Source organism: Chryseobacterium sp. GTID13, from assembly GCF_056172655.1.
This window is the reverse complement of record NZ_JAOCMB010000002.1, coordinates 200980-222020: the sequence shown is the minus strand read 5'-3', so window position 1 is coordinate 222020 and position 21041 is coordinate 200980. Positions and strand designations below refer to the sequence as shown.

The window sequence follows — 21041 nt, the reverse complement described above, 5'->3', positions numbered from 1 at the left end:
AAAACTATGCCAAATAAAAAAGCCCCTCTAAATGAGAAGCTTTGTCATATATTTCGTGAATTCTACAGGTTGAAAGAAACACCGATGCTGCCGTTGTTGCCTACTTCTGCAAAAACACCCACTTTCTCGGTAAAGAAGTAGCGTGCTCCGATATGGGCTCCGATTCCGAAATCCTTCCCAAGAACACCAACGTCAACGCCAGGGTAGATGTCCCATTTTGCAGGTAAGTCAAGCGCTTCATTAAGGTGGAAATTCAATCTTCCGAAAGCAAAAATAAGGTTGTCTTTGTCATGATCTTTATAATTATCAAAATAAACATTAAGTCCGGCTCCTACAGATATAAGTTTATTCAATCCGTAATCATAGGTTCCCGTAATTCCTGTTCCGTATCCCCAGGCACTTAATCCCGCCTGAACTTTCTGGTCGCCCTTACCTGTGTACGCCTGTGCATTGGCTATCGTTCCGAAAAAAGCGATCATCAGCACCAAAAACAAATTCTTCATAATTTTACTTTTTAAATTGATAATGGAAATATCCTCATCAAAAATAGAACCGAAATCAATGGAAAATCGTATTTTTATTGAAGTTTTTTAACAAAGTTTATGAAAATTACAGGACTTAATTTAGATATTGTCTGGAAAAACAAAGAAAAGAATTTCCAATTCATCGAAGAACAGTTTAAAAATCTCGAAGCAGATATTTTCCTGCTTCCTGAAATGTTTTCTACCGGCTTCTGTATGGATGCCAATGAAGTTTCAGACAGACATGAAGAATCCCTTGAGTTCCTGAAGAAAATCTCAAAAGAAAAAAATGCCGCTGTTTGCGGAAGTGCTCCGGTAGAGCAGGACGGAAAGTTTTATAACAGAATGTATTTCGTTCAGCCCGACTCAGAGCCTGTCTTTTATGATAAAAGGCACCTGTTCTCTTTTTCAGGAGAAGATAAAGTGTATACTCCCGGAGATAAGAGGGTTATTGTAAATTATAAAGGATTCAGGATTCTGTTACAGGTGTGCTACGACCTTCGGTTCCCTGTTTTTGCAAGAAATAATGATGATTATGATGCTATTTTATATGTGGCCAACTGGCCGGAAAAAAGAGTTGGAGCCTGGGAACATCTGTTAAAAGCCAGGGCAATAGAAAACCTTTCGTTTGTTTTTGGTTTAAACAGGATCGGAACAGATGGAAATGGCCTTTTTTATCAGGAAAGCTCGCGTTGCTTTTTTGCAGATGGAACAGAAATTTCACAAAAGGACGGAAATATTGTTTCCGCGGAGCTGAATATGGACGAACTGAAAGATTTCAGGCAGCATTTCCAGTTCCTGAATGACAGAGATGATTTTCAGATTAAAATTAAATAATTCGGAAATTAAGATTTTAATATTTTTTGAATTTTTATAATTGTTTTGAGATATTTTATTCTTTTTTAAAAGTATATTGTATTTTTTTTAATTTTAAGCCTATAATTAGAAAGAATAATATATGAATAAAAAATTACTGTTTATTGTCTTCTGTATTTTGAATTTGGTTATAAACGCTCAGGAAAATAAGCGTAATCAAGAAAATGATTTTGCTGAATTTCAGTTGGAAGATGGATCTTCATTCAAAGCAAACTCTGTTAATGCAGTTACTAAAACTATTAATATGGGACAAATAATAGTCCACAACAGAATATCTGCATTTCAATATACACCACAGGCAGGTGAGAAGACGAAAGAAATAAACTCTAAAGAGGTGAGAAAGATTATTTATTATAATGGTGATGAAATTTCTCAAATTCAAGAAAAAATTAAAGTAAAAACGGTAGATAAGAAAGGAAACCTTTCAAATGATACAGCCGAAACGTTTGAATACTTGCTCTATGACGGAAAAATTAAATTATACAGTTCTAATGTATTTGAATGTATGGGGTTGAATGCCTGCTATTATACCCATTCAAACTTTTATATCCAAAAAAGTGGTGAACCGTACACGGTTTTGGCCGTAAAACAAAAGAGTCAGTTCAATTCTAAGATGGGATCATCTATTGAAAATATCGTTGATGCTTTCAGAGCGATTGCCGGAAATTGTAGCTCATTTAATCAGTATTTAAATACTTTTGAGAAAGAAATGATGCAGGAAAAGCATTTGGATAAAACCTTACAAAAAGAATATCAGGAAATTTATAAAACAACTTTACAAGAAGTAAAAAAGGACAGGGAGCAAACCAAAAAATTATTTTATATCGTTGGAGATAAAATACAAAACAGGCAGGCTGAAATTTACATTGGAATCATAAAAGAGTATGAGAAAAATTGTCCTTAAATACTAATAATTTGTATAAAAATTCCATGGATTTCACGAATCGATACGGATTCTATTCTCAATTATCTGTGTAAATCCGTGAAATCTGTGGAATGTAAAAATAAAAAAACTGTGAAAAAATCACAGTCTAAGAATATTGTTGAAGCAGTTCCGTGAGCGTATTCACATCATGGACTCCGCTTTCTTTCCATAAAAGTTCTCCGTTTTTGAAGACCGCGAGTGTAGGAACACCCCTTACCCCATATTGCGCTGCCAGAGCAGGATACTGGTCTACATCTACTTTAATGATTCTTGCCCCTTCACCTACATTTTCCTTTACTGTATTTAAAACAGAGGACTGTACCTTACACGGCTGGCACCAGGTGGCAAAAAAATCAATAAGTACCGGTCTTTCCGAATTGATGATTTCTTGAAATTTTTGTGACATAATTTTTGGTTTTATTGAAACTGCTAAGATTTATTCATCAGCTTTAGCAGTATAATATTTTTATTTTCCTGACTGTTTTTCATCCTGGATTGCTTTCACATTTTTCCAGGTTGTACCGTCATAGGCTTCCACATCGTTTTTCTTTAAGATTTCCATAGCCTGATCAGCCTGAATCCCTTTATTACAGAATACCACAACCTTTTTGCCTTGAAGCGAACCGATATTACTCTGAAGCTCGGCCAAAGGAATATTGACCGCTCCTTTTGCTGTTCCTGCCTCATACTGCTCCGGAATTCTTACATCTACCAGGGTTACATCTCCGCTGTTCACAACTTCTTTTATGTTTGGCTTTGGTATAACAGCTGTACCTGCTGTTTTACAGGATGTTAAAGCTAAAACTGATACTAAAATGTATCCGGAAATTGTTCTTTTCAGCATCCTACAATGTTTTTGACTGGCAGACGAAATCCGTTGTAGGTAGTTTTTCTATCTTTTTAATCCCGTTGAATCCTCCTTCTATTTCAGTAAAGTTTCTGATTCCGTGTGAGTTAAGAACGCTTGCTGCAATCATGCTTCTGTATCCTCCTGCACAGTGAAGAAAGAAATGTTCAGAATCATCAATGGTTTTTACCCAGTCGCTGATCGTGTCCAGCGGCTTGTTAAATGCATTGTCAATATGCTCGGCAGAATACTCGCTTAACTTTCTTACATCGATTACCATAGCATTTTCCGTGAATTGTTCAGCAAATTCAGCAGGGGAAATTCTTTTGATCTCATCCGTTTCTTTACCTGCATTTTTCCAAGCAGCAAAACTACCGTTCAAATATCCTAAAACATTATCGAAACCGACTCTGCTTAATCTTGTAATTACTTCCTCTTCAGTGCCTTCATCGGTCACCAGCAAAAGAGGGTACTTTACATCTACGATCATATTTCCTACCCACGGGGCAAAATCTCCCTTAAGTCCTATATTGATAGAGTTCGGAATAAATCCTTTGTGGAATTCTGCCGGGCTTCTTGTATCTAAAATTAAAGCCCCTGTTTCTTCCGCCAAAGCTTCGAAATCTTCTGCAGCAATTGGATTCAGTCCTTTGTTCATTACGACATCAAGGCTTTCGTATCCGCCTTTGTTCATGGCTACATTCATTCCGAAATATTTCGGAGGAGCGGTAAGGCCATCAAGAACCTCTCTGATGAAAGATTCCTTATCCGGCTGATTCAGTGCGTAATTGGTTCTTTTCTGGTTCCCCAATATATCCACTGTTTCTTTCTGCATATTTTTTCCACAGGCAGAACCGGCACCATGAGCGGGATAAACCGTTATACTGTCGTCCAGCGGCATAATCTTGTTCTGAAGACTGTCGTAAAGAATTCCTGCAAGGTCTTCCTGGGTAAGATTGGTTGCTTTCTGTGCTAAATCAGGTCTTCCTACGTCCCCTAAAAATAGAGTGTCACCGGTAAAAATAGCAGTTTCGGTGCCGTTTTCGTCAATTAAAAGGTAGGTGGTGCTCTCCATGGTATGCCCGGGAGTATGCAGTGCTTTTATTTTTATTTTTCCGATCTCAAAGATCTGGTTATCTTCCGCAATAATAGCCTCGAATGCAGGCTGGGCAGTGGGTCCGTAAACAATAGGAGCTCCTGTTTTTTCACTTAGATCCAAATGTCCTGAAACAAAATCAGCATGGAAGTGGGTCTCAAAAATATATTTTAAAGTGACGTTGTCTTTTTCAAGGCGATCCAGATAAGGTTTTACCTCTCTCAGCGGATCAATAATGGCAGCTTCATTTTCTGATACAATATAATAGGCACCCTGAGCCAGACAGCCCGTATATATTTGTTCAATTTTCATTGGGTCTTTTTTAAATTTTAGATAAAGATACGAAGTATTAGATGAAATGTAAACGAATTGTTAAATTCGGACGATAGTTTCTTTCAATATTCATGGGTGATGAGCTATGAAACCCTTTATTTCCGAATAAAATACGGGAAGTAAAGGGCACAGATTTTAATGAATGTTTTTTATCATGTTTAAAAAACGGAAATAATTATGTAGTACTGATATCTACGCGGTTGCTGTAATATTATTTTGTATTATTACTTTAGTGGTCCAATATTTTATAAAAAATTTTATATTTATAAGTTTAAAAAAAGATCAGATGGCAGATAAAACACAATTTATTGAAGAACTTAACGCAAAATACACTCCTAAAGGAGAACATATTATACTCGGAAAAGGAATGCTGGACGGGGAAGTGGTACCGGAAGTTAATGTTACCATTCCTTTAAAAACAATTAACCGGCACGGCCTTATTGCGGGTGCCACGGGGACAGGTAAAACAAAAACGCTTCAGGTATTTGCAGAACAGCTTTCCCATGCAGGAATTCCTTCATTGGTTTTGGATATCAAAGGGGATTTTTCCGGAATTGCAGAAGCCGGCCAGATGAATCCGGTGATTGAAGAAAGGTATGCAAAAACCCAGCTTCCGTATAATCCACAGGCTTTTCCTGTAGAGCTGATGACCATATCAGGCGGGAAAGGAGTAAAATTAAGAGCTACCGTTACAGAATTCGGCCCTGTATTATTAAGCAAGATCCTGGAACTGAATGATACTCAGCAGAGTATTATGTCTATCGTATTTAAATACTGTGATGATAAGGGTCTTCCGTTAATTGACCTTAATGATTTAAAGAAAGTCTTGCAGTATGTAACGGATAATGCACAGGGAAAAGCTGAACTGGCTGCCAACTACGGATCCATTGCACCAGCTTCTCTGGGAGCGATCCTGAGATCTATTGTGGCTCTGGAACAGCAGGGCGCCGCTGATTTTTTTGGTGAATTAAGCTTTGATGTTCATGACCTTCTTGAAACAAGGGACGGAAAAGGAGTGGTCAATATCTTAAGGGTAGCGGAAATTCAGAATAAGCCGCAGCTGTTTTCAACGTTTATGCTTTCGCTTTTTGCCGAAATTTATATGACCTTCCCGGAAGAAGGTGACAGCGGGAAACCTAAACTGGTTCTTTTCATAGACGAAGCCCACCTGATATTCGATGAATCGTCAAAAGCTTTGTTGTCACAGATAGAAACCATGGTAAAGCTGATCCGTTCCAAAGGAGTGGGAATTTATTTTATTACACAGATTCCCGGCGATGTTCCGGAAAATGTACTGTCCCAGCTTGGTCTGAAAATACAGCATGCTTTGAGAGGCTTTACCGCAAAAGATAAAAAAGAAATTACTAAAGCGGTAGAAAACTATCCTACAACCGAATTTTACGATGCAGCCACTCTGATCCAGAATCTCGGGATCGGAGAAGCTTTTGTCACTGCTTTGGACGAAAAAGGGATTCCTACACCGCTTGTTCATACCTATCTGATTTCTCCGGAATCAAGAATGGATGTACTGAATGATGCAGAAATTTCAGAACTGACAGGAAATTCTTCTTTAGTAGCTAAATATGAACAGCCTGTTGATAAGGAGTCTGCTTATGAAATTCTGACCAGCAGAATGGAGCAGGCCGCTCAGAATCCGGCGCCTTCACAGAAAACAAAACCGGTGAAAGAAGAACCGGGAATGTTTGAGCAGGTGCTTCAAAGTAAAGCAGGAAGGACTTTTACCAGTACTTTGATGCGGGAGGGAGCAAAAGCTCTTCTCGGAATGTTTGGGCTGGGCGGAAGAAGAAGGTAAGAAGTGAATTAAATTTCTGCAAAATATTTTGTTATGTAAAGAGTGTCAGCTTTTTATTGCCTCCAGCCGGCTGTTTTTAATCTGGAAACGGGTGATATAAAAGCTGTTTTTACTTTTTTTGATATATTTTTTGTTATTTTCGCAAAGCTGCCTTTATCCGAAACAGGATAACACTGATGCAGTACAGTCTTTAAAAACCTATGGCACAGGTTATGTATTAAGCCTCATAACATTAGGTTTTCAGCAGTTGATTAAATAGTAATGATAAAAACAGGAGTATAACCAGAATTCAATGTATTCGATTATTGATATAGAAAGTAATGGTGCAGGTTACAGGAATGAATGCATTATAGATATAGCCATCTACAGGTATGATGGTCAGAAAATTACTGACCAGTTTATATCTCTCGTTAACCCCGAAAGTGATATCACTCCTTTCGTACAGAAGCTGACAAGCATCACCCCTAAAATGGTGAAAACAGCTCCTAAATTCCATGAAATAGCAAAAAGAGTCATTGAAATTACCCAAAATACCACTTTGGTGGGTCACAATATTGATTTTGATTACAGGATGCTGCGCCAGTCTTTTAAAAGGCTGGGTTACGACTTTCAGATCAATACTTTAGATACCATTCCTTTAGCAAAAAAATGATCCCGGATGAAGTCAGCTATTCATTGGGAAAGCTGGTGAAATCGCTGGGAATTCCTTTAACGAATCATCACAGGGCCGAAGGGGATGCAAGGGCAACGCTGGAGCTGTTCAAGCTTTTAATATCAAAAGATACTGAAAATGAGATCATCCAGAAACAGCATGATGAAACCAATGCGAAAACCTATATCAACAAGATCAAGGTTCTGACCCAGGATCTTCCGAACGAAAAAGGGTTTGTTTATTTCCAGAACGAAGCAGGGAAAATTATTTTATCAGACTATGTTCAGGATATCAATAAGTTCTCCAAAAAAGTGTTCAATTCCAAGTCAAAAAAATGGGAACAGATACAGAATGACGTTGAACAGATCAATTATGAACTTACAGGAACGGATATTATTGCAAAACTGATCCTGAATTCCAAGAACATCAAGAAAAGAGAAGTATTTCCTTTTGGACTTTATTTCAGGAACAATAAATATATCGTTGAAAAAAATAAGCTGAATAAGACCGAAAGGCCTATCCTTAAGTTCAGGTCGTTTACCCAGGGAACAAAAGCGGTACAGTTTATAGGGTTGCAGGAAGAGTTCAATGATATCAATGCTTTTATCAAAAAAATAGATTTCAGAAAAAGGAATGAGCTTTGGCTCGGCCAGGGAGAAAGCTGGGTGAGAAACTGTTTTTGATCATTGAAAACGGAAAAGTAGCCTCTTATGGTTTCTATGAGCTGTTTACCCAGATTCAGACTCTCAGTAAGCTTTCGAAACTCAAAATCGATCTGCCTCTTCCTTCTACGGATTTGCATAATGATCTTCAGCTTGCACTGCTTCGCGGTGATTTCGAGACGCTGCCGTTACCAAAATAACAGGAATTTATATTGTACAGATTTCATAAGAATCTGCTTTTCAAATCATTTTTCTCAGAATAAAAAAATAAATAGTATTTTTGCAAAAATAAAAATAAGCAATGCAAAATTTTAAACAAATAAAAACTGGTAAAAAGGGAGCTGTAAAGTTCTCTAAGGTTTGGAATATTTAAAAGACTTGTCTTGCATAAAAAATAATTAATGTGGCAGGCTCTTTTTTGAAGAATCTGCCTTTTTTTATGTTAAAATGAAATTATGAATTCAAAAGAATTATTAAAGATCGCCAATGAGTTTGGCACACCGGTGTACGTTTATGACGCTGAATCTATTAAAACTCAATACGAGAAACTTACATCTTCTTTTTTAAAACACACCAAGTTTTTCTATGCAGCTAAGGCATTGACGAATATCAATATCCTTAAGTATGTCAAGAACCTGGGTGCCTCTTTGGATTGCGTATCTATTAATGAAGTCAAACTTGGGTTAAAGGCAGGATTTCCTAAAGAAAGAATCTTGTTTACTCCCAATTGTGTAGACCTTGCTGAAATAGAGGAAGCAATGACTTTCGGAGTTCATATTAACATTGATAACATTTCTATTCTTGAACAGTTCGGGAATAAATACGGAAATACCTATCCTATTCTTGTAAGGATCAATCCACATATTTTTGCAGGAGGAAATTATAAAATTTCAACGGGGCATATCGACAGCAAGTTCGGGATTTCCATTCACCAGGTTCGCCATATCGAAAGAGTGATGAAAAGTACCAACCTGAATGTGGAAGGTCTTCACATGCATACAGGGAGCGAGATCAAGGATCCGGATGTTTTCCTTCAGGCATTGGATATCATGCTTGAGCTTTCCGAGCATTTCCCTAACCTTAAGTACCTGGATATGGGAAGCGGTTTCAAAATCCCTTACCAGGACACCGAAGAAGAAACAGATGTGAAAACATTAGGTAAAAAAGTAGAAAAAGTAATTTCTGAGTTTTCAAAATCCACAGGGAAAAAATTCGAATTGTGGTTTGAACCTGGAAAATTCCTGGTAGGAAAAAGCGGTTACCTTTTAGTAAAAGCCAATGTGATCAAGCAGACAACAGCTACTGTTTTTGTAGGTGTCAATTCAGGATTCAACCATTTGATCCGTCCGATGTTCTATGATTCTTACCATATGATCGAAAACCTGTCGAACCCTAAAGGTGCTGAAAGAATTTATACCGTAGTAGGAAACATCTGCGAAACGGATACATTTGCCTGGGACAGAAAACTGAACGAAGTAAGAGAAGGTGATATCCTGGTTTTCCACAATGCCGGAGCTTACGGTTTTGAAATGAGTTCGAATTTCAATTCAAGATTAAAACCGGCTGAGGTATTGTTCTTAGACGGAAAGGCACACCTGATCCGTAAAAGAGATGAATTTGAAGATCTTCTGAGAAACCAGATCGAAATAGTCATGTAAAGTTTTGAAGATAGTATAGTAACAGCCACCTTTTGGGTGGCTGTTTTGTTTAGGATTTATTGATGTGCTAAACCTCATAGGTTTTTAAAACCTGTGAGGTTTAAAAAGGAAAAGAACTCAGGATAAATTACCAATTTTTAACACTGGATCCGGGTGGAGGTTCCAATTTTATTAGCTAAATTTGATAGGAATAGGAAAATTATTATCCTTTTTAAATCCTATTTTTCACCTAAAATCAACCAAAACAGAGTAATTATGGCCAAAAACATAGCAGAGCAGATTGTTGAGATGCTCGAAAATGCCAATGTGAAAAGAATTTATGCAGTAACCGGTGACAGCCTTAACCACCTTAATATTGCCGTTAAAAAAGCAGCATCGAATGGATTCATGTAAGGCATGAAGAAGTAGGAGCCTACGCAGCAGCGGCAGAAGCAGAACTTGACGGTTTTGCAGTATGTGCAGGAAGTTGCGGCCCGGGTCACGTTCACCTGATTAATGGAGTATATGAAGCGCACAAATCTCACGTTCCGATGCTTGTGATTGCTTCTACCATCCCCAGCGATGAAATGGGAATGGATTATTTCCAGGAAACGAATACCATCAAACTGTTTGATGACTGCAGTCACTATAACCAGATGATCACGAGACCCGAACAGGTACAGAGAACATTACAGACGGCCATCCAGCACGCTATTTCGAAGAAAGGGGTAGCGGTAATAGGACTTCCGGGAGATGTGTCAGAGCTTGATGCCGAAGAAGGATCAACTTCTGCCCAAATATTCAGGACCAACCCTGTCATAAGACCCTCCGATGATGAATTGAAGCAATTGGCAGGCTTGATTAATGAAAGTAAGAAAGTAACCCTCTATTGTGGAATTGGTGCAGGAGAAGCAAACGCTGAGGTAATAGAATTGTCAAAATTTTTAAAAGCTCCTGTAGGGTACTCTTTCCGCGGAAAAATGGCTATTCAGCCTAACAATCCTAACGAAGTGGGGCTTACCGGACTGCTTGGATTTCCTTCAGCCTATCATGCAATGCACGAAGCGGATCTTGTCATTCTTTTGGGAACCGATTTTCCTTATCAGAAATTCATGCCGGTAAAAAATAAAATTGTCCAGATAGACGAAGCTCCGGAACGGCTTGGAAGAAGGGCGAAGCTGGAGATGGGACTGGCAGGAGATGTAAAAGAAACTATCAAAGCACTCTTGCCTTTGCTGGAAGAAAAAAGATGTTCATTTTCTTAATGAGCAATTGGCATTTTATGAGAAAGTGAAAGAAAGCCAGTTTGCTTATGTGAAGGATTTTGGAAAAGAAAATGCCATTCAGCCGGAATATGTTGCCCATACTTTGGACCGGTTGGCAAAAAAAGATGCTATTTTCACGGTAGATACAGGAATGTGCTGTGTGTGGGGGGCAAGATTTATTACCGGAACAGGAGAAAGAAAAATGCTAGGCTCATTCAACCACGGATCGATGGCTAATGCTATGCCAATGGCCATAGGAGCTTCTTTGGCCCATCCGGGTAGAGAAGTCATTGCGATGTGCGGTGACGGAGGTCTTTCTATGCTTTTGGGAGATATGGCAACGATCTTTCAGTACAAACTGCCGGTGAAGCTGATTGTATTTAACAACAGAACCCTTGGAATGGTAAAGCTGGAAATGGAAGTAGGTGGTATGCCTGATAACCAGACCGATATGATTAATCCTGATTTCGCCATGGTGGCCCATGCGATGGGTTATCCCGGGAAAAATGTCCATAAGCCTGAAGAAGTAGAAGATGCCATTAAAGAATGTCTGGCCTATAACGGACCTTACCTTCTGAATATATTTACCAATCCGAACGCGTTGGCTCTTCCTCCGAAAATTGACTTCGACCAGGTGATGGGAATGACAAAATCTATGGCCCAGCTGATGCTTGGCGGTAAGATGGAAGAAGTACTGGAGACCGTAAAAACAAACTATAAACATATTAAAGGACTTCTGTAATGAGTGTTTCCTTAAAAAGGTTTTATATAATAGCATGGTTATTTGGGCTCGTATTTTATTTTCTGGATTATGTGGTCCGATCTGCACCCGCCGTAATGATTCCAGAGCTCGTCAGCAATTTCAGTACTACTGAACTGAAGCTTGTCAGCCTTATCGGAACCTATTATTATACCTATTCTACCTGCAGCCTTATTGCCGGAATTGCCCTGGATAAGTTTGGCGGGAAAAGATCACTTTTTGCGGGTGCATTAATTCTCGGGATCGGTTGTCTGTTATTTCTGGCGTCCGCTTATTCAGGAGGTGTGGCGGGAAGATTGCTGCAGGGTGCAGGATGTGCTTTTGCATTTCCGGGATGTGTTTATCTCGCAAGCAAAGGTTTTTCTTCAAAATCTCTGGCTACTGCTGTTGGGTTTACCCAATGTATCGGAATGCTTGGCGGAACGGCAGGGCAGTTTGTTGTAGGACCGTGGGTGGAAGAAGGAGTCAATATAGATACTTTCTGGCTTTGGTCAGGTATCATTACCGTTATTACAGCATTTTGTCTCTTCCTGGTTATTCCCGGGGAAAAACAGTCGGAAGTACAGTCTGGAGAAACCGCTAAAAAAGTAGGTTATTTAGAACCCTATAAAATTGTTTTTAAAAATCCCCAATCCTGGCTGTGTGGTCTTATTTCCGGCCTGCTGTTCGCACCAACCACTATATTTGCAATGACTTGGGGAGTAGCTTTCTTTGAAAAAGATAAAGGATTTATGTTTCATGATGCGGCTATTACAAGTGCAATGGTGGCTTTCGGCTGGGTTTTCGGATGTCCGCTTTTAGGTTTTATTACAGATAAACTGGGAAGAAGGAAACCTGTTCTGATCGGAGGGGCAGTCCTGATGATCCTAAGTTTTCTACAGCTTATCTATCTGCCGGAACTGTATTCTGCTAAAGTAAGTATGTTCATTTTCGGGCTTGGGTCCGGAGCTGCGATGATACCTTATTCTATTATTAAAGAGACCAATCCGGATTATGTAAAAGGAAGTGCAACCGGTGCCATTAATTTTATCACCTTTGGAGTGACTACATTGGTAAGCCCGTTATTCAGCAGATGGTTCGGCAAAAACCTGGAAGCTTCCTCAGGAGAGATGCATTTTCAGCATTCCATATTATTTTGGATCGCAGGAATTGTATTGGCAGTTCTGATTTCTTTGATGTTAAGAGAAACAGGAAGCAAAGCCCAGCTTCAGACTTCAAATGCATAAAAATAGATTTCAAAATATGATTAAGACTTCAGGTTACAGCCTGAAGTTTTTTCTTTTTTGTAAAGCATTTAAATAACTAACTTTGTTAAAGCAATTTTAATAAACAATGAACCGGCCTATGAAAGTTTTTACTTTATTTATAGCACTTTTTATAGCAAATTTTGCATTTGCCCAGGATATTGAAGAAAGAGATGATAATCAGATCACTGAAACCAATAAAAACCTCTTAAAAATAGATATCAGGGAACCCCTTTTGCAGGTTGCCGTGAAAAACTGTAATGATTTCAAAGCGGCTGCATTTGAGGGCGGTGTGGCAGTTTATAAGCAAACCCTTCAGAAATTCATGTACGATTACCTCAATTCTGACTTCTATGTTCTTAACGGTGATTTTACATTCACCCTTACCGTTGATGAAACCGGAAAAGTCACTAATATTGAAGGAAGTCCTAAAGTAGCCAACAGTACTTACTTTTTTGATGATATGAAATATGTGGTAAGACGCATCAAAAAAACTGGATTCCAGCTTCATGTGACGGGAAACCGGTTACCTCACGGATCAAACTGAAAATGAATTTCTCCTCCATAGCTACAGATCTATAACTGTAGAAAACCATGATTAGAATATTTTTTATTGTACTGACTGTATTTCTTTGAATGTATCAGCGCAGGAATCCGAGCGTGCCATGCCCGGAGGGATCAATAGTTTTAGGGCAGAAGTAGCAAAGCAGGTTGATCTTAGTGATTTTGTCTGGAATGAGCCTTTTAAATTGGTTGTGACTTTGTAGTAAGCAAGGAAGGAAAAATGGAAAATATAAAGCTGGAAGAGTCCTCCGGAAATGCTGAATTTGATCAAAGAATTCTCGACGGAATCAAAAGAATCAGAAAGAAAAAATGGACCCCTGCCAGTAAAAACGGAGAAGCTGTAGAATCTTTTTTCAGGCTTCCGATGACTTTTTATCCTCCGCAATAATCTCCTGCCATTCTGTCACAATATTTTGTATCTTTGCAGACTAATCTGTTTGGGATTTAAAATTCATTACCATGCTTTGAATTTAAATGCCGGGCATTGAACTTTAAAACGACTATTGTGCAGGAAAAATATATAGACGAAACAAAACAGGGAGAAGCTTTTGCTATCGCTGAAAGGCCTGAGAATTCTAAAAAACTCTTTTTGGAAAGCTACGGCTGTCAGATGAACTTTTCTGATTCTGAAATTGTTGCCTCTATCCTTAATGAACAGGGGTACAATACCACCCTGAAAGTAGAAGAAGCAGACCTTATCCTTTTAAATACATGTTCCATCCGTGAAAAAGCGGAACAAACCGTAAGAATGCGTCTTTCCCAGTTTAAAAACCTGAAAAAAGAAAGACCGAACATGACGGTTGGAGTGTTGGGATGTATGGCGGAAAGGTTAAAAACCAAATTCCTGGAAGAAGAACAGCTGGTAGATCTTGTAGTAGGTCCTGATGCTTACAGAGACCTTCCTAACCTTCTGAAAGAAACCGAAGACGGAAGAGATGCTATTAATGTTATCCTTTCAAAAGAAGAAACGTATGCAGATATCAATCCTGTGCGTTTGGGAGGAAACGGGGTAACGGCTTATGTAACCATTACCAGAGGCTGCGACAATATGTGTACTTTCTGCGTAGTTCCTTTTACCAGAGGAAGAGAAAGAAGCCGCGATCCGCATTCTATTATTCAGGAATGTAAGGACCTTTTAAACAACGGATATAAAGAAATTACCCTTTTAGGACAGAATGTAGACTCTTACCTGTGGTATGGCGGAGGTCCTAAAAAAGATTTTGCCAAAGCTTCCGAAATGCAGAAGGCTACAGCCGTTAATTTTGCCCAGCTTCTTGATCTTGTGGCTAAAGCAGTTCCTGAAATGAGGATCAGATTCTCCACATCAAACCCTCAGGATATGAGTCTTGATGTATTCAGAATGATTGCGAAGCATGATAATATCTGTAAATATGTTCACCTTCCGGTACAAAGTGGAAGCAACAACATGCTGGAAGCAATGAACAGACAGCATACCCGCGAAGAATACCTCGATTTAATTAAAAAAGCAAAAGAAATCGTTCCTGATATTGCTTTTTCACAGGATATGATCATTGGTTTCTGTAATGAAACAGAAGAAGATCATCAGGATACTCTGAGTCTGATGAAAGAAGTAGAATATGACTACGGTTATATGTTTGCCTATTCCGAAAGGCCCGGAACACCGGCTCATAAAAAAATGGAGGATAATATTCCTGCTGAGGTAAAGCAAAGACGTCTGGCTGAGGTAATTGCGCTTCAGGGAGAGCTTTCCAGAAAAAGAATGCAGTCTTATGTAGGAAGAATCCATCAGGTTCTGATTGAAGGAACCTCTAAAAAGAATAAAAACCAGTGGAAAGGAAGAAATTCCCAGAATGCAGTTTGTGTCTTTGATATGCTTGAAGGGCAGAAAATTGGTGACATTGTGGACGTATTTGTCTATGATAATACCCAGGGCACACTTTTAGGGAGAACAGCCGAATAATTATAAGTTGATTAAAGCGGTTTGTTTTTTTGCATTCTTTTCTTTCGGGCTGATGGTTTGTCAGACGGAGAAAGGAATAAGCAAATATCCCGCAACAGTAGGAGACATTGAATTCAATGAAAAGCTGGATGATCCTGCGTTTAAAAAATGTACTCCCGAAAAAATGATCAGTATTCAATACTATCAGGGAAAGAATGGATTTGACTATAAAGGAGAGAAATTGGCCATTATAGAAAAACTCCAGAAAGAAAAAATATCTTCCGAAAGTAAAATGAACGGTTATATTACCGTAAGATTTTTAGTAAATTGTGAAGGAAAAACAGGACTGTTCAGAGTTCAGCAGATGGATGCTGATCTCAGGGAAACAGAACTGGATAAAGAACTGGAAGAAAAGCTTCTGCGGTTTACAGAATCGCTGGACGGCTGGATTCCTAAAGAGATAAAAAGGTTTAAAGCAGACTATTATCAGTATTTAACCTATAAAATTGAAGATGGAAAAGTTTCAGAGGTATTACCTTAGCTTTTTATTGCTTATCGTTTACACCAATACTATTGCACAGGTCAACTGTAATGCAGTAGAGGGTGAGAACTGCAAAAAGCTTGTGAGCAGTACAACTGGGCTTCGGACAGACAAGGCAGCCGGGAATCCCAGGAAGCTTTTGACAAAGCGATTGGTCTTTGTCCCGATTTCTCCAATTCCTATATGGAGAAAGCCGTTCCCTATCTTAAAAACGGAGATTTCCTGACCTGGAAAATACTTATAGATAAAGCTGTGGCTGTAGATCCTAAAATGCATTTAGGCTACAGAGGGTGGTGTAAGTTCCCGTTTTTGAGAGATTATAAAGGAGCTATCAGGGATTTAGAAGAATTAAAAAAGTATTATCCTGATGACCTGGGAAGATCTTTAAACGGAGACTATCATCTGGATGTGGTGAGAGCCATGTCTTACAGTGCGTTAGGGCAGAAAGAAAAAGCAGTCGGCATCATTGAAAACCTTTTGGCATCCAAAGGTTATTTTAAAGGGATATATGACCATTACCAGCTGGGAGTCACCTATTTTGAGCTGGGCAAATACGACAAAGCCTTAGAAAATTTCGAAAAGCAGAGCAAAGAGAACAACTTTGCCGAGAATATATATTTTAAAAGTAAAGTTTCTAAAATCAGAAACAAAGATTATTTGGATTTAAAAAAGTTAGCATTAATGACTTATGATGAAGGAAAGACCATGAAAGATGTCTACACCCATCACTTCAACAAAATCTACAGAAAACAGATCGAGGAGCTGTAGATTATTAAATCAATAATCAAAAATTTACTTATGAGCAACGACTTACAAAACATAAAAAACCGCTTTGGAATTATCGGGAATTTCCCGGCACTCAACAGGGCTTTAGAAAAAGCAATCCAGGTGGCACCAACGGATATTTCCGTTCTGGTCATAGGAGAAAGTGGGGTCGGAAAAGAATTTATTCCAAAAATCATCCATTCCGAATCCAAAAGAAAGCATCAGCCCTATATCGTGGTCAATTGTGGCGCAATTCCCGAAGGAACTATCGATTCTGAGCTTTTCGGTCACGAAAAAGGAGCATTTACCGGAGCTACAGCAACCAGAAAAGGATACTTCGAGGTAGCAGACGGAGGAACGATCTTCCTTGATGAGGTTGGAGAACTTCCCCTGCAGACCCAGGTACGTCTTCTGAGAGTTCTGGAAAGTGGAGAATTCATGAAAGTAGGTTCCTCTCAGGTTCAGAAAACCAATGTGAGAATTGTGGCAGCTACCAATGTCAACATGATGAAAGCCATTCAGGACGGCAGATTCCGTGAGGACCTTTATTATCGTCTGAATACCGTTCAGATCGATATGCCTCCTTTGAGAGAGAGAAAAGGAGATATCCATTTGCTGTTCAGAAAATTCTCAATAGATTTTGCAGAAAAATACAGAATGCCGGAACTGGAGCTGGATCCAAGTGCCGTTCATTATATCGAAAATTATAGTTTTCCCGGAAATATCCGCCAGCTGAGAAACCTTGTAGAACAGATGACCGTTGTGGAAAGAAACAGGCATATTACCGTTGAAAAACTTGCCGAATATATTCCTATGGAAAGCCATCTTCCGATGGTTGTGAATAATCAGAGCGCCCAGAAGCAAAATGATTTCGGAAGCGAAAGAGAAATTATGTATAAAATTCTCTTTGATATGAGAAGTGATATCAATGATTTAAAATCTTTAACTTCAGAGCTTATTAAAAACAGAGGAACGGCAGATTTAAGCAATCAGGAAAAAATCTGATCAACAGGATCTATTCTGCAGAACAAACGCAGCCTGTTAGCCAGAATTCTTTACTGTATTTTGAAGATAAATCCCCGGTGGTACAGTCTTCCCCAACGATTATTTCAAATTCGGATGACAGTTACGAAGATATTGAGGATATAGAAATAGAAGAAAACCGTCCGGAATCCCTGTCACTTCAAAATAATGAAAAAGATTTGATAATCAAGGCATTAGAGAAGTATAAGGGACGCAGGAACAGAGCGGCAGACGAGCTTGGGATTTCGCAGAGAACCCTTTACAGGAAAATAAAACAATATAACTTAGAGGATTAAGGTAGGGCTTGTAAGAGACATCAGTCTGTAAATTAAAAAAAGGTATGAGTAAATTAAAAATAATATTTGGATTGGTAATCCTTTCACTTTTTCATCAGTGCTATTCCTTTACCGGATCGTCATTGACGGATGAAAAAACCGTCCAGATCAATGAATTTCCGAATAACGCAGCGCTTGTGAATCCTACCCTTTCCCAGCAGTTTTCTACTGATATCCAGAACAGATTCCTGCAGAGAACCACATTAAAAGGAACAAAATCAAACCCTGATATTCTTATAGAAGGTGAAATTTCCGATTATAGTTTCTCATCTGCCACCATCAGCTCCAATACACTGACGAATCCTTCAGGAGGGGTGGTGCAGCAGGCACAGGGCAAGCTGACGATCAGTGTAAAGGTACACTATGAGAACAAAATACATCCGGATTCCAGCTTTGACAGAACTTATACGGATGAAGCGGTTTACAACAACGACCTGAGCCAGAGTCAGATAGAAACTTCCCAGGTGAAGCTTGTGACAGACAGAATTATTAATAAGATATTTAACGATATTGTAGCCAATTGGTAAGATGAATCCCAGAGTTTTAGAATTATTAAAGAGCCCTAAAAATATACAGTCAGAAGACCTTGGTCTTTTGAAAGAGGAAATCAATGCTTTTCCCTATGTTCAGAACATCAGGGCGCTTCATTTGTTTGGGGTACACCTTTATGATAAAGAAAACTATCAGAAGGAGCTTTCCACAACTGCAGCTTATACCACCGATAAAAAGCTTCTTTATCAGCTGATTAATGGTAAAGGGGAATCCAAACCGGAAATTACAGAAGATAAGCAGCCTTCTAAAGCACTCGAAAAGCCAGTAAAATATTCCTACAAGAGTAAGGCTTTCCCTATAAAAAGAGAAGAGTCTTCCGGAAATAGGCAGGAAAAATATGAAGAAGCGGCAAGTATGATAGAGCCTGTACAGGAAATCAAACATATTCACGTCAATGGAGAAAGAAACAGAATTCTGTTTGAAGGTGAAGAAAACTTCCTTGATGAAACCAACACCGAAGTAATTGATCTTGAATCTACCCTGGAATCAGGAGTGATAGTAACTCAAAAAGCCGAATCCATTACCGCCGTTCCTGATCAGGAAAGTGTTGATACAGCTGATACAACAGAAGATCAGAACAATGAGCAACAGGAAAATTCAGAGGCTGGAGTAGCATTCACCCCGGAAGTGATTGTTGAAGAAAATAAAATAGACAGTCCCACAGAAGAGCAGACTATCAACAAAGAAAGTGAAGTAAGCTTCCATGAAGTGGAAACATTAACTCCGGAAACAGAAGAACCTCAGGAAACAGAAGAAAATAGTACTGTTGAAGAACCTGTAGTTGCAGAAAATCAGGCTGGCTCCGAAATAAAGAATGAAGATGAAGCTATAAGCGAACCCCATGCAGAGATTAGTTTCCACGGAATGGATGAGTTTATGCCGGATGTTAAGATTCAGGGAAATACCGATAACGAAACTGTAGTACCTGAAATTTCTAAGCCAAATGTTAATAAGCATGAGGAAGAAATGAGACGTCTCATCGAAGAAGTGGAGAAAAAATGAAAGAAGCGCAGCCCGCTCCACAGGAAGAAAAAGAAGAGCCTGAAGCGGCTGACCATGAGATCAGTTTTGCAGAAACCCAAAGCTTCCACTTCTGGTCCACTGAAAAAGAGGAACCGAAAATTACTGCTGAAGAACCTGTAGCTGAAATCGTAAAAGATACAGCAGAACAACCGATCAGCCACGAAGAGCCTGTTCCAGAAGTTCAGGAGAAACAAGAAGATAAAGAACCTGTTGTACAGCCGGTTTCTGCATGGAAGCCTATGAGTCTGGACTCTCATTTGCCCGATTCTATGATCAGCAAGGAAACTAAAATTCCCGCATCTGATCAGGAAGCTCCAAAACAGGAAGAAATTCCTGCTATAGAAGAAAAACGGGAAGAAGTAGCTCCACAAATGGTTGAAGAGCCACAAAAAGAAACTGAAACAGTTTCGGAAGAAAAACTTCCGGCAGCTGAAATAGAAATACCTGAAATTGCAGAAGAGGAAAATGAAGAAGTTGAAAATTCAGAAGAAATCATTGAAGCAAAAGAATCTAAAGAAGAAGTTCCGGTTATGAATGTTTCTTTCTTTGGTACGGATATTTCCAGTCTGGCAGTAGATAAAACGGGAAAAGAAGAGCCTGTAGAGGAAATTAAAGCTGAAAATTCAAAGCAGACTCCTGCAGACAGCAATGTTCCCGGATTTATCAATACCTGGCAGAGCTGGCTTAAGATCGACAGACCGGCAGAAGAGCCCGTTAAAAAAGATAAAATCCCCGTTCAGGAGAAAGTGATTGAGGCTTTCATTGAAAATAATCCGAAAATCAGCCAGTTAAAAGACGAAAGTACCTACGTTGTCAAAGAAAAGAATGACGATATTTCCCATCTGATGACCGAAACACTGGCCAATCTTTACTTCGAGCAGAAACTTTACACCAAAGCCATCAAGGCATTTGAAATTCTGATCAATAAAAACCCTGAGAAAAAGGAATATTTCCAATCCAGAATACAGGAAATAAAAGATTTCAGAAGTAAAAGCTAACGGGTTTAAAAGATATAAAAAAGGCTGAGCACAGAAGTGTCCAGCCTTTGTTTTATATATTATCAGCAGCATTTTTACTGCCCCGCAGTTTCCGCCACGCTTTCCGTCCGAAAATAACGACAAGAATAATCAGGATGATGGCAAAAACAGCTGCAATCACTGGCGCTGCCATTGCCAGGATAGACATAACTCCTGCTCCTGCAGTTTCAGTGGTTCCTACGACAGAATTACCCAATCCACCCGTAGTAGCAGTAGAAGCCGCCCGGATCCCTGCAAAGCCGGAACTGATCGTAGCCGCTGTTCCTCCTCCCGCAATTAAGGCAAGCGCCCACTGTGGAAAAGTTCCCAGATCTGCAAACTGACTGGCAAATAATACCGAGCCCGCCACAGTAGCTAAAGGGACTGAGATCGTATCCAGGAGATGATCCACAAACGGAATATAGTAGGCTAAAATTTCAGCAACAGTAGCAATTCCGGTGGTAATAAGGGCGGGAAGCCCCGAAAGCCACTCAAAATTCTCACTCATTGGAATCCAGTGGAAATAAGAGGCAAGGCTTACTGCAAACATGGGCAGAAAAACCCTGAAGCCTGTCGCAGCAGCCAATCCTATACCGATAAAGGCACTCAGGATGTAAGAAAAATAGGGAACATGATCTAACATTTTAATTTTCAGATTTATTGTTTCCCC

Annotated in this window: 19 protein-coding genes and 3 pseudogenes; 17 read left to right on the top strand and 5 right to left on the bottom strand. The window is 39.2% G+C overall.

The window, feature by feature from the left end; all coding sequences use genetic code 11:
- Positions 1-62: 62 nt before the first annotated feature.
- The gene (locus tag N4G44_RS01100) at positions 63-503 is read right to left on the bottom strand and encodes a DUF6646 family protein (RefSeq protein WP_474924282.1); all 441 of its coding nucleotides are present in this window, start codon (positions 501-503) and stop codon (positions 63-65) included.
- A gap of 99 nt (positions 504-602) precedes the next feature.
- On the opposite strand from N4G44_RS01100, the gene N4G44_RS01095 reads away from it, so the two are divergent.
- Complete coding sequence (locus N4G44_RS01095; RefSeq protein WP_474924281.1) at positions 603-1358, top strand: nitrilase family protein; 756 nt, start codon at positions 603-605, stop codon at positions 1356-1358.
- Positions 1359-1479: 121 nt separating this feature from the next.
- Positions 1480-2301 (top strand): hypothetical protein, encoded by an 822-nt coding sequence (locus N4G44_RS01090; protein WP_474924280.1) that lies wholly within the window; start codon positions 1480-1482, stop codon positions 2299-2301.
- A 127-nt stretch (positions 2302-2428) separates the two neighbouring features.
- On the opposite strand, the gene N4G44_RS01085 is transcribed toward N4G44_RS01090, so the two are convergent.
- Genes N4G44_RS01085 through N4G44_RS01075 form a run of 3 tightly spaced genes read right to left on the bottom strand, consistent with a single transcriptional unit; the run spans position 2429 to position 4577 of the window.
- Positions 2429-2728: a thioredoxin family protein gene (locus N4G44_RS01085; RefSeq protein WP_048501000.1), complete on the bottom strand. Its 300-nt coding sequence runs from the start codon at positions 2726-2728 to the stop codon at positions 2429-2431.
- Positions 2729-2788: 60 nt separating this feature from the next.
- The gene (locus N4G44_RS01080) at positions 2789-3166 is read right to left on the bottom strand and encodes a rhodanese-like domain-containing protein (RefSeq protein WP_474924279.1); all 378 of its coding nucleotides are present in this window, start codon (positions 3164-3166) and stop codon (positions 2789-2791) included.
- A 1-nt stretch (position 3167) separates the two neighbouring features.
- Positions 3168-4577 (bottom strand): MBL fold metallo-hydrolase, encoded by a 1410-nt coding sequence (locus N4G44_RS01075; RefSeq protein WP_474924278.1) that lies wholly within the window; start codon positions 4575-4577, stop codon positions 3168-3170.
- A 307-nt stretch (positions 4578-4884) separates the two neighbouring features.
- On the opposite strand from N4G44_RS01075, the gene N4G44_RS01070 reads away from it, so the two are divergent.
- The 15 genes and pseudogenes from N4G44_RS01070 (at position 4885) to N4G44_RS01000 (ending at position 20353) form a co-directional block, all read left to right on the top strand.
- On the top strand, positions 4885-6411 hold the full coding sequence (locus tag N4G44_RS01070; protein WP_474924277.1) for a helicase HerA-like domain-containing protein: 1527 nt from the start codon (positions 4885-4887) through the stop codon (positions 6409-6411).
- 292 nt (positions 6412-6703) lie between these two features.
- Positions 6704-7925 (top strand): annotated as a pseudogene (locus N4G44_RS01065) (3'-5' exonuclease).
- A gap of 255 nt (positions 7926-8180) precedes the next feature.
- Positions 8181-9383 carry a diaminopimelate decarboxylase gene (lysA, locus tag N4G44_RS01060; protein WP_474924276.1) on the top strand — a complete coding sequence of 401 codons (1203 nt, stop codon included), beginning with the start codon at positions 8181-8183 and terminating at the stop codon, positions 9381-9383.
- A gap of 255 nt (positions 9384-9638) precedes the next feature.
- A pseudogene (locus N4G44_RS01055) lies at positions 9639-11369 on the top strand (thiamine pyrophosphate-dependent enzyme).
- Positions 11369-12613, top strand: coding sequence for an MFS transporter (locus N4G44_RS01050; RefSeq protein WP_474924275.1), 1245 nt, complete (start codon positions 11369-11371; stop codon positions 12611-12613). Before N4G44_RS01055 ends, N4G44_RS01050 begins: the two are co-directional and overlap by 1 nt.
- A gap of 118 nt (positions 12614-12731) precedes the next feature.
- On the top strand, positions 12732-13178 hold the full coding sequence (locus N4G44_RS01045; protein WP_474924274.1) for a hypothetical protein: 447 nt from the start codon (positions 12732-12734) through the stop codon (positions 13176-13178).
- Positions 13179-13379: 201 nt separating this feature from the next.
- Positions 13380-13583, top strand: a complete 204-nt coding sequence (locus N4G44_RS01040) for an energy transducer TonB (protein WP_474925011.1) — start codon at positions 13380-13382, stop codon at positions 13581-13583.
- A 117-nt stretch (positions 13584-13700) separates the two neighbouring features.
- Complete coding sequence (gene miaB / locus N4G44_RS01035; RefSeq protein ID WP_474925009.1) at positions 13701-15137, top strand: tRNA (N6-isopentenyl adenosine(37)-C2)-methylthiotransferase MiaB; 1437 nt, start codon at positions 13701-13703, stop codon at positions 15135-15137.
- Positions 15138-15144: 7 nt separating this feature from the next.
- Positions 15145-15657, top strand: a complete 513-nt coding sequence (locus N4G44_RS01030) for a hypothetical protein (protein ID WP_474924273.1) — start codon at positions 15145-15147, stop codon at positions 15655-15657.
- Positions 15629-15883 (top strand): hypothetical protein, encoded by a 255-nt coding sequence (locus tag N4G44_RS01025; protein ID WP_474924272.1) that lies wholly within the window; start codon positions 15629-15631, stop codon positions 15881-15883. The genes N4G44_RS01030 and N4G44_RS01025 overlap by 29 nt, the downstream gene beginning before the upstream one ends.
- The gene (locus tag N4G44_RS01020; RefSeq protein ID WP_474924271.1) at positions 15841-16425 is read left to right on the top strand and encodes a tetratricopeptide repeat protein; all 585 of its coding nucleotides are present in this window, start codon (positions 15841-15843) and stop codon (positions 16423-16425) included. Before N4G44_RS01025 ends, N4G44_RS01020 begins: the two co-directional genes overlap by 43 nt.
- Before the next feature lie 30 nt (positions 16426-16455).
- A pseudogene (locus N4G44_RS01015) lies at positions 16456-17741 on the top strand (sigma-54 interaction domain-containing protein).
- 44 nt (positions 17742-17785) lie between these two features.
- Positions 17786-18307, top strand: coding sequence for an LPS assembly lipoprotein LptE (gene lptE / locus N4G44_RS01010; RefSeq protein WP_474924270.1), 522 nt, complete (start codon positions 17786-17788; stop codon positions 18305-18307).
- A gap of 1 nt (position 18308) precedes the next feature.
- Positions 18309-19334 carry a hypothetical protein gene (locus N4G44_RS01005; RefSeq protein WP_474924269.1) on the top strand — a complete coding sequence of 342 codons (1026 nt, stop codon included), beginning with the start codon at positions 18309-18311 and terminating at the stop codon, positions 19332-19334.
- Complete coding sequence (locus N4G44_RS01000; RefSeq protein ID WP_474924268.1) at positions 19331-20353, top strand: hypothetical protein; 1023 nt, start codon at positions 19331-19333, stop codon at positions 20351-20353. Before N4G44_RS01005 ends, N4G44_RS01000 begins: the two co-directional genes overlap by 4 nt.
- Positions 20354-20405: 52 nt before the next feature.
- On the opposite strand, the gene N4G44_RS00995 is transcribed toward N4G44_RS01000, so the two are convergent.
- Entirely contained in the window at positions 20406-21014 is a 609-nt protein-coding gene (locus tag N4G44_RS00995) for a DUF4126 domain-containing protein (protein ID WP_474924267.1), read from the bottom strand.
- Positions 21015-21041: the final 27 nt, after the last annotated feature.

Bases quoted from the DNA above. Each gene is read 5' to 3' on its own strand.
- N4G44_RS01075 (WP_474924278.1), bottom strand. From the start codon at position 4,577: ATGAAAATTGAACAAATATATACGGGCTGTCTGGCTCAGGGTGCCTAT.
- N4G44_RS01020 (WP_474924271.1), top strand. From the start codon at position 15,841: ATGGAGAAAGCCGTTCCCTATCTTAAAAACGGAGATTTCCTGACCTGG.
- N4G44_RS01085 (WP_048501000.1), bottom strand. From the start codon at position 2,728: ATGTCACAAAAATTTCAAGAAATCATCAATTCGGAAAGACCGGTACTT.
- N4G44_RS01080 (WP_474924279.1), bottom strand. From the start codon at position 3,166: ATGCTGAAAAGAACAATTTCCGGATACATTTTAGTATCAGTTTTAGCT.
- N4G44_RS01005 (WP_474924269.1), top strand. From the start codon at position 18,309: ATGAATCCCAGAGTTTTAGAATTATTAAAGAGCCCTAAAAATATACAG.
- lptE (WP_474924270.1), top strand. From the start codon at position 17,786: ATGAGTAAATTAAAAATAATATTTGGATTGGTAATCCTTTCACTTTTT.
- N4G44_RS01000 (WP_474924268.1), top strand. From the start codon at position 19,331: ATGAAAGAAGCGCAGCCCGCTCCACAGGAAGAAAAAGAAGAGCCTGAA.
- N4G44_RS01050 (WP_474924275.1), top strand. From the start codon at position 11,369: ATGAGTGTTTCCTTAAAAAGGTTTTATATAATAGCATGGTTATTTGGG.
- N4G44_RS01045 (WP_474924274.1), top strand. From the start codon at position 12,732: ATGAAAGTTTTTACTTTATTTATAGCACTTTTTATAGCAAATTTTGCA.
- N4G44_RS00995 (WP_474924267.1), bottom strand. From the start codon at position 21,014: ATGTTAGATCATGTTCCCTATTTTTCTTACATCCTGAGTGCCTTTATC.
- N4G44_RS01100 (WP_474924282.1), bottom strand. From the start codon at position 503: ATGAAGAATTTGTTTTTGGTGCTGATGATCGCTTTTTTCGGAACGATA.
- N4G44_RS01025 (WP_474924272.1), top strand. From the start codon at position 15,629: ATGGAAAAGTTTCAGAGGTATTACCTTAGCTTTTTATTGCTTATCGTT.
- N4G44_RS01095 (WP_474924281.1), top strand. From the start codon at position 603: ATGAAAATTACAGGACTTAATTTAGATATTGTCTGGAAAAACAAAGAA.
- N4G44_RS01090 (WP_474924280.1), top strand. From the start codon at position 1,480: ATGAATAAAAAATTACTGTTTATTGTCTTCTGTATTTTGAATTTGGTT.
- N4G44_RS01070 (WP_474924277.1), top strand. From the start codon at position 4,885: ATGGCAGATAAAACACAATTTATTGAAGAACTTAACGCAAAATACACT.
- lysA (WP_474924276.1), top strand. From the start codon at position 8,181: ATGAATTCAAAAGAATTATTAAAGATCGCCAATGAGTTTGGCACACCG.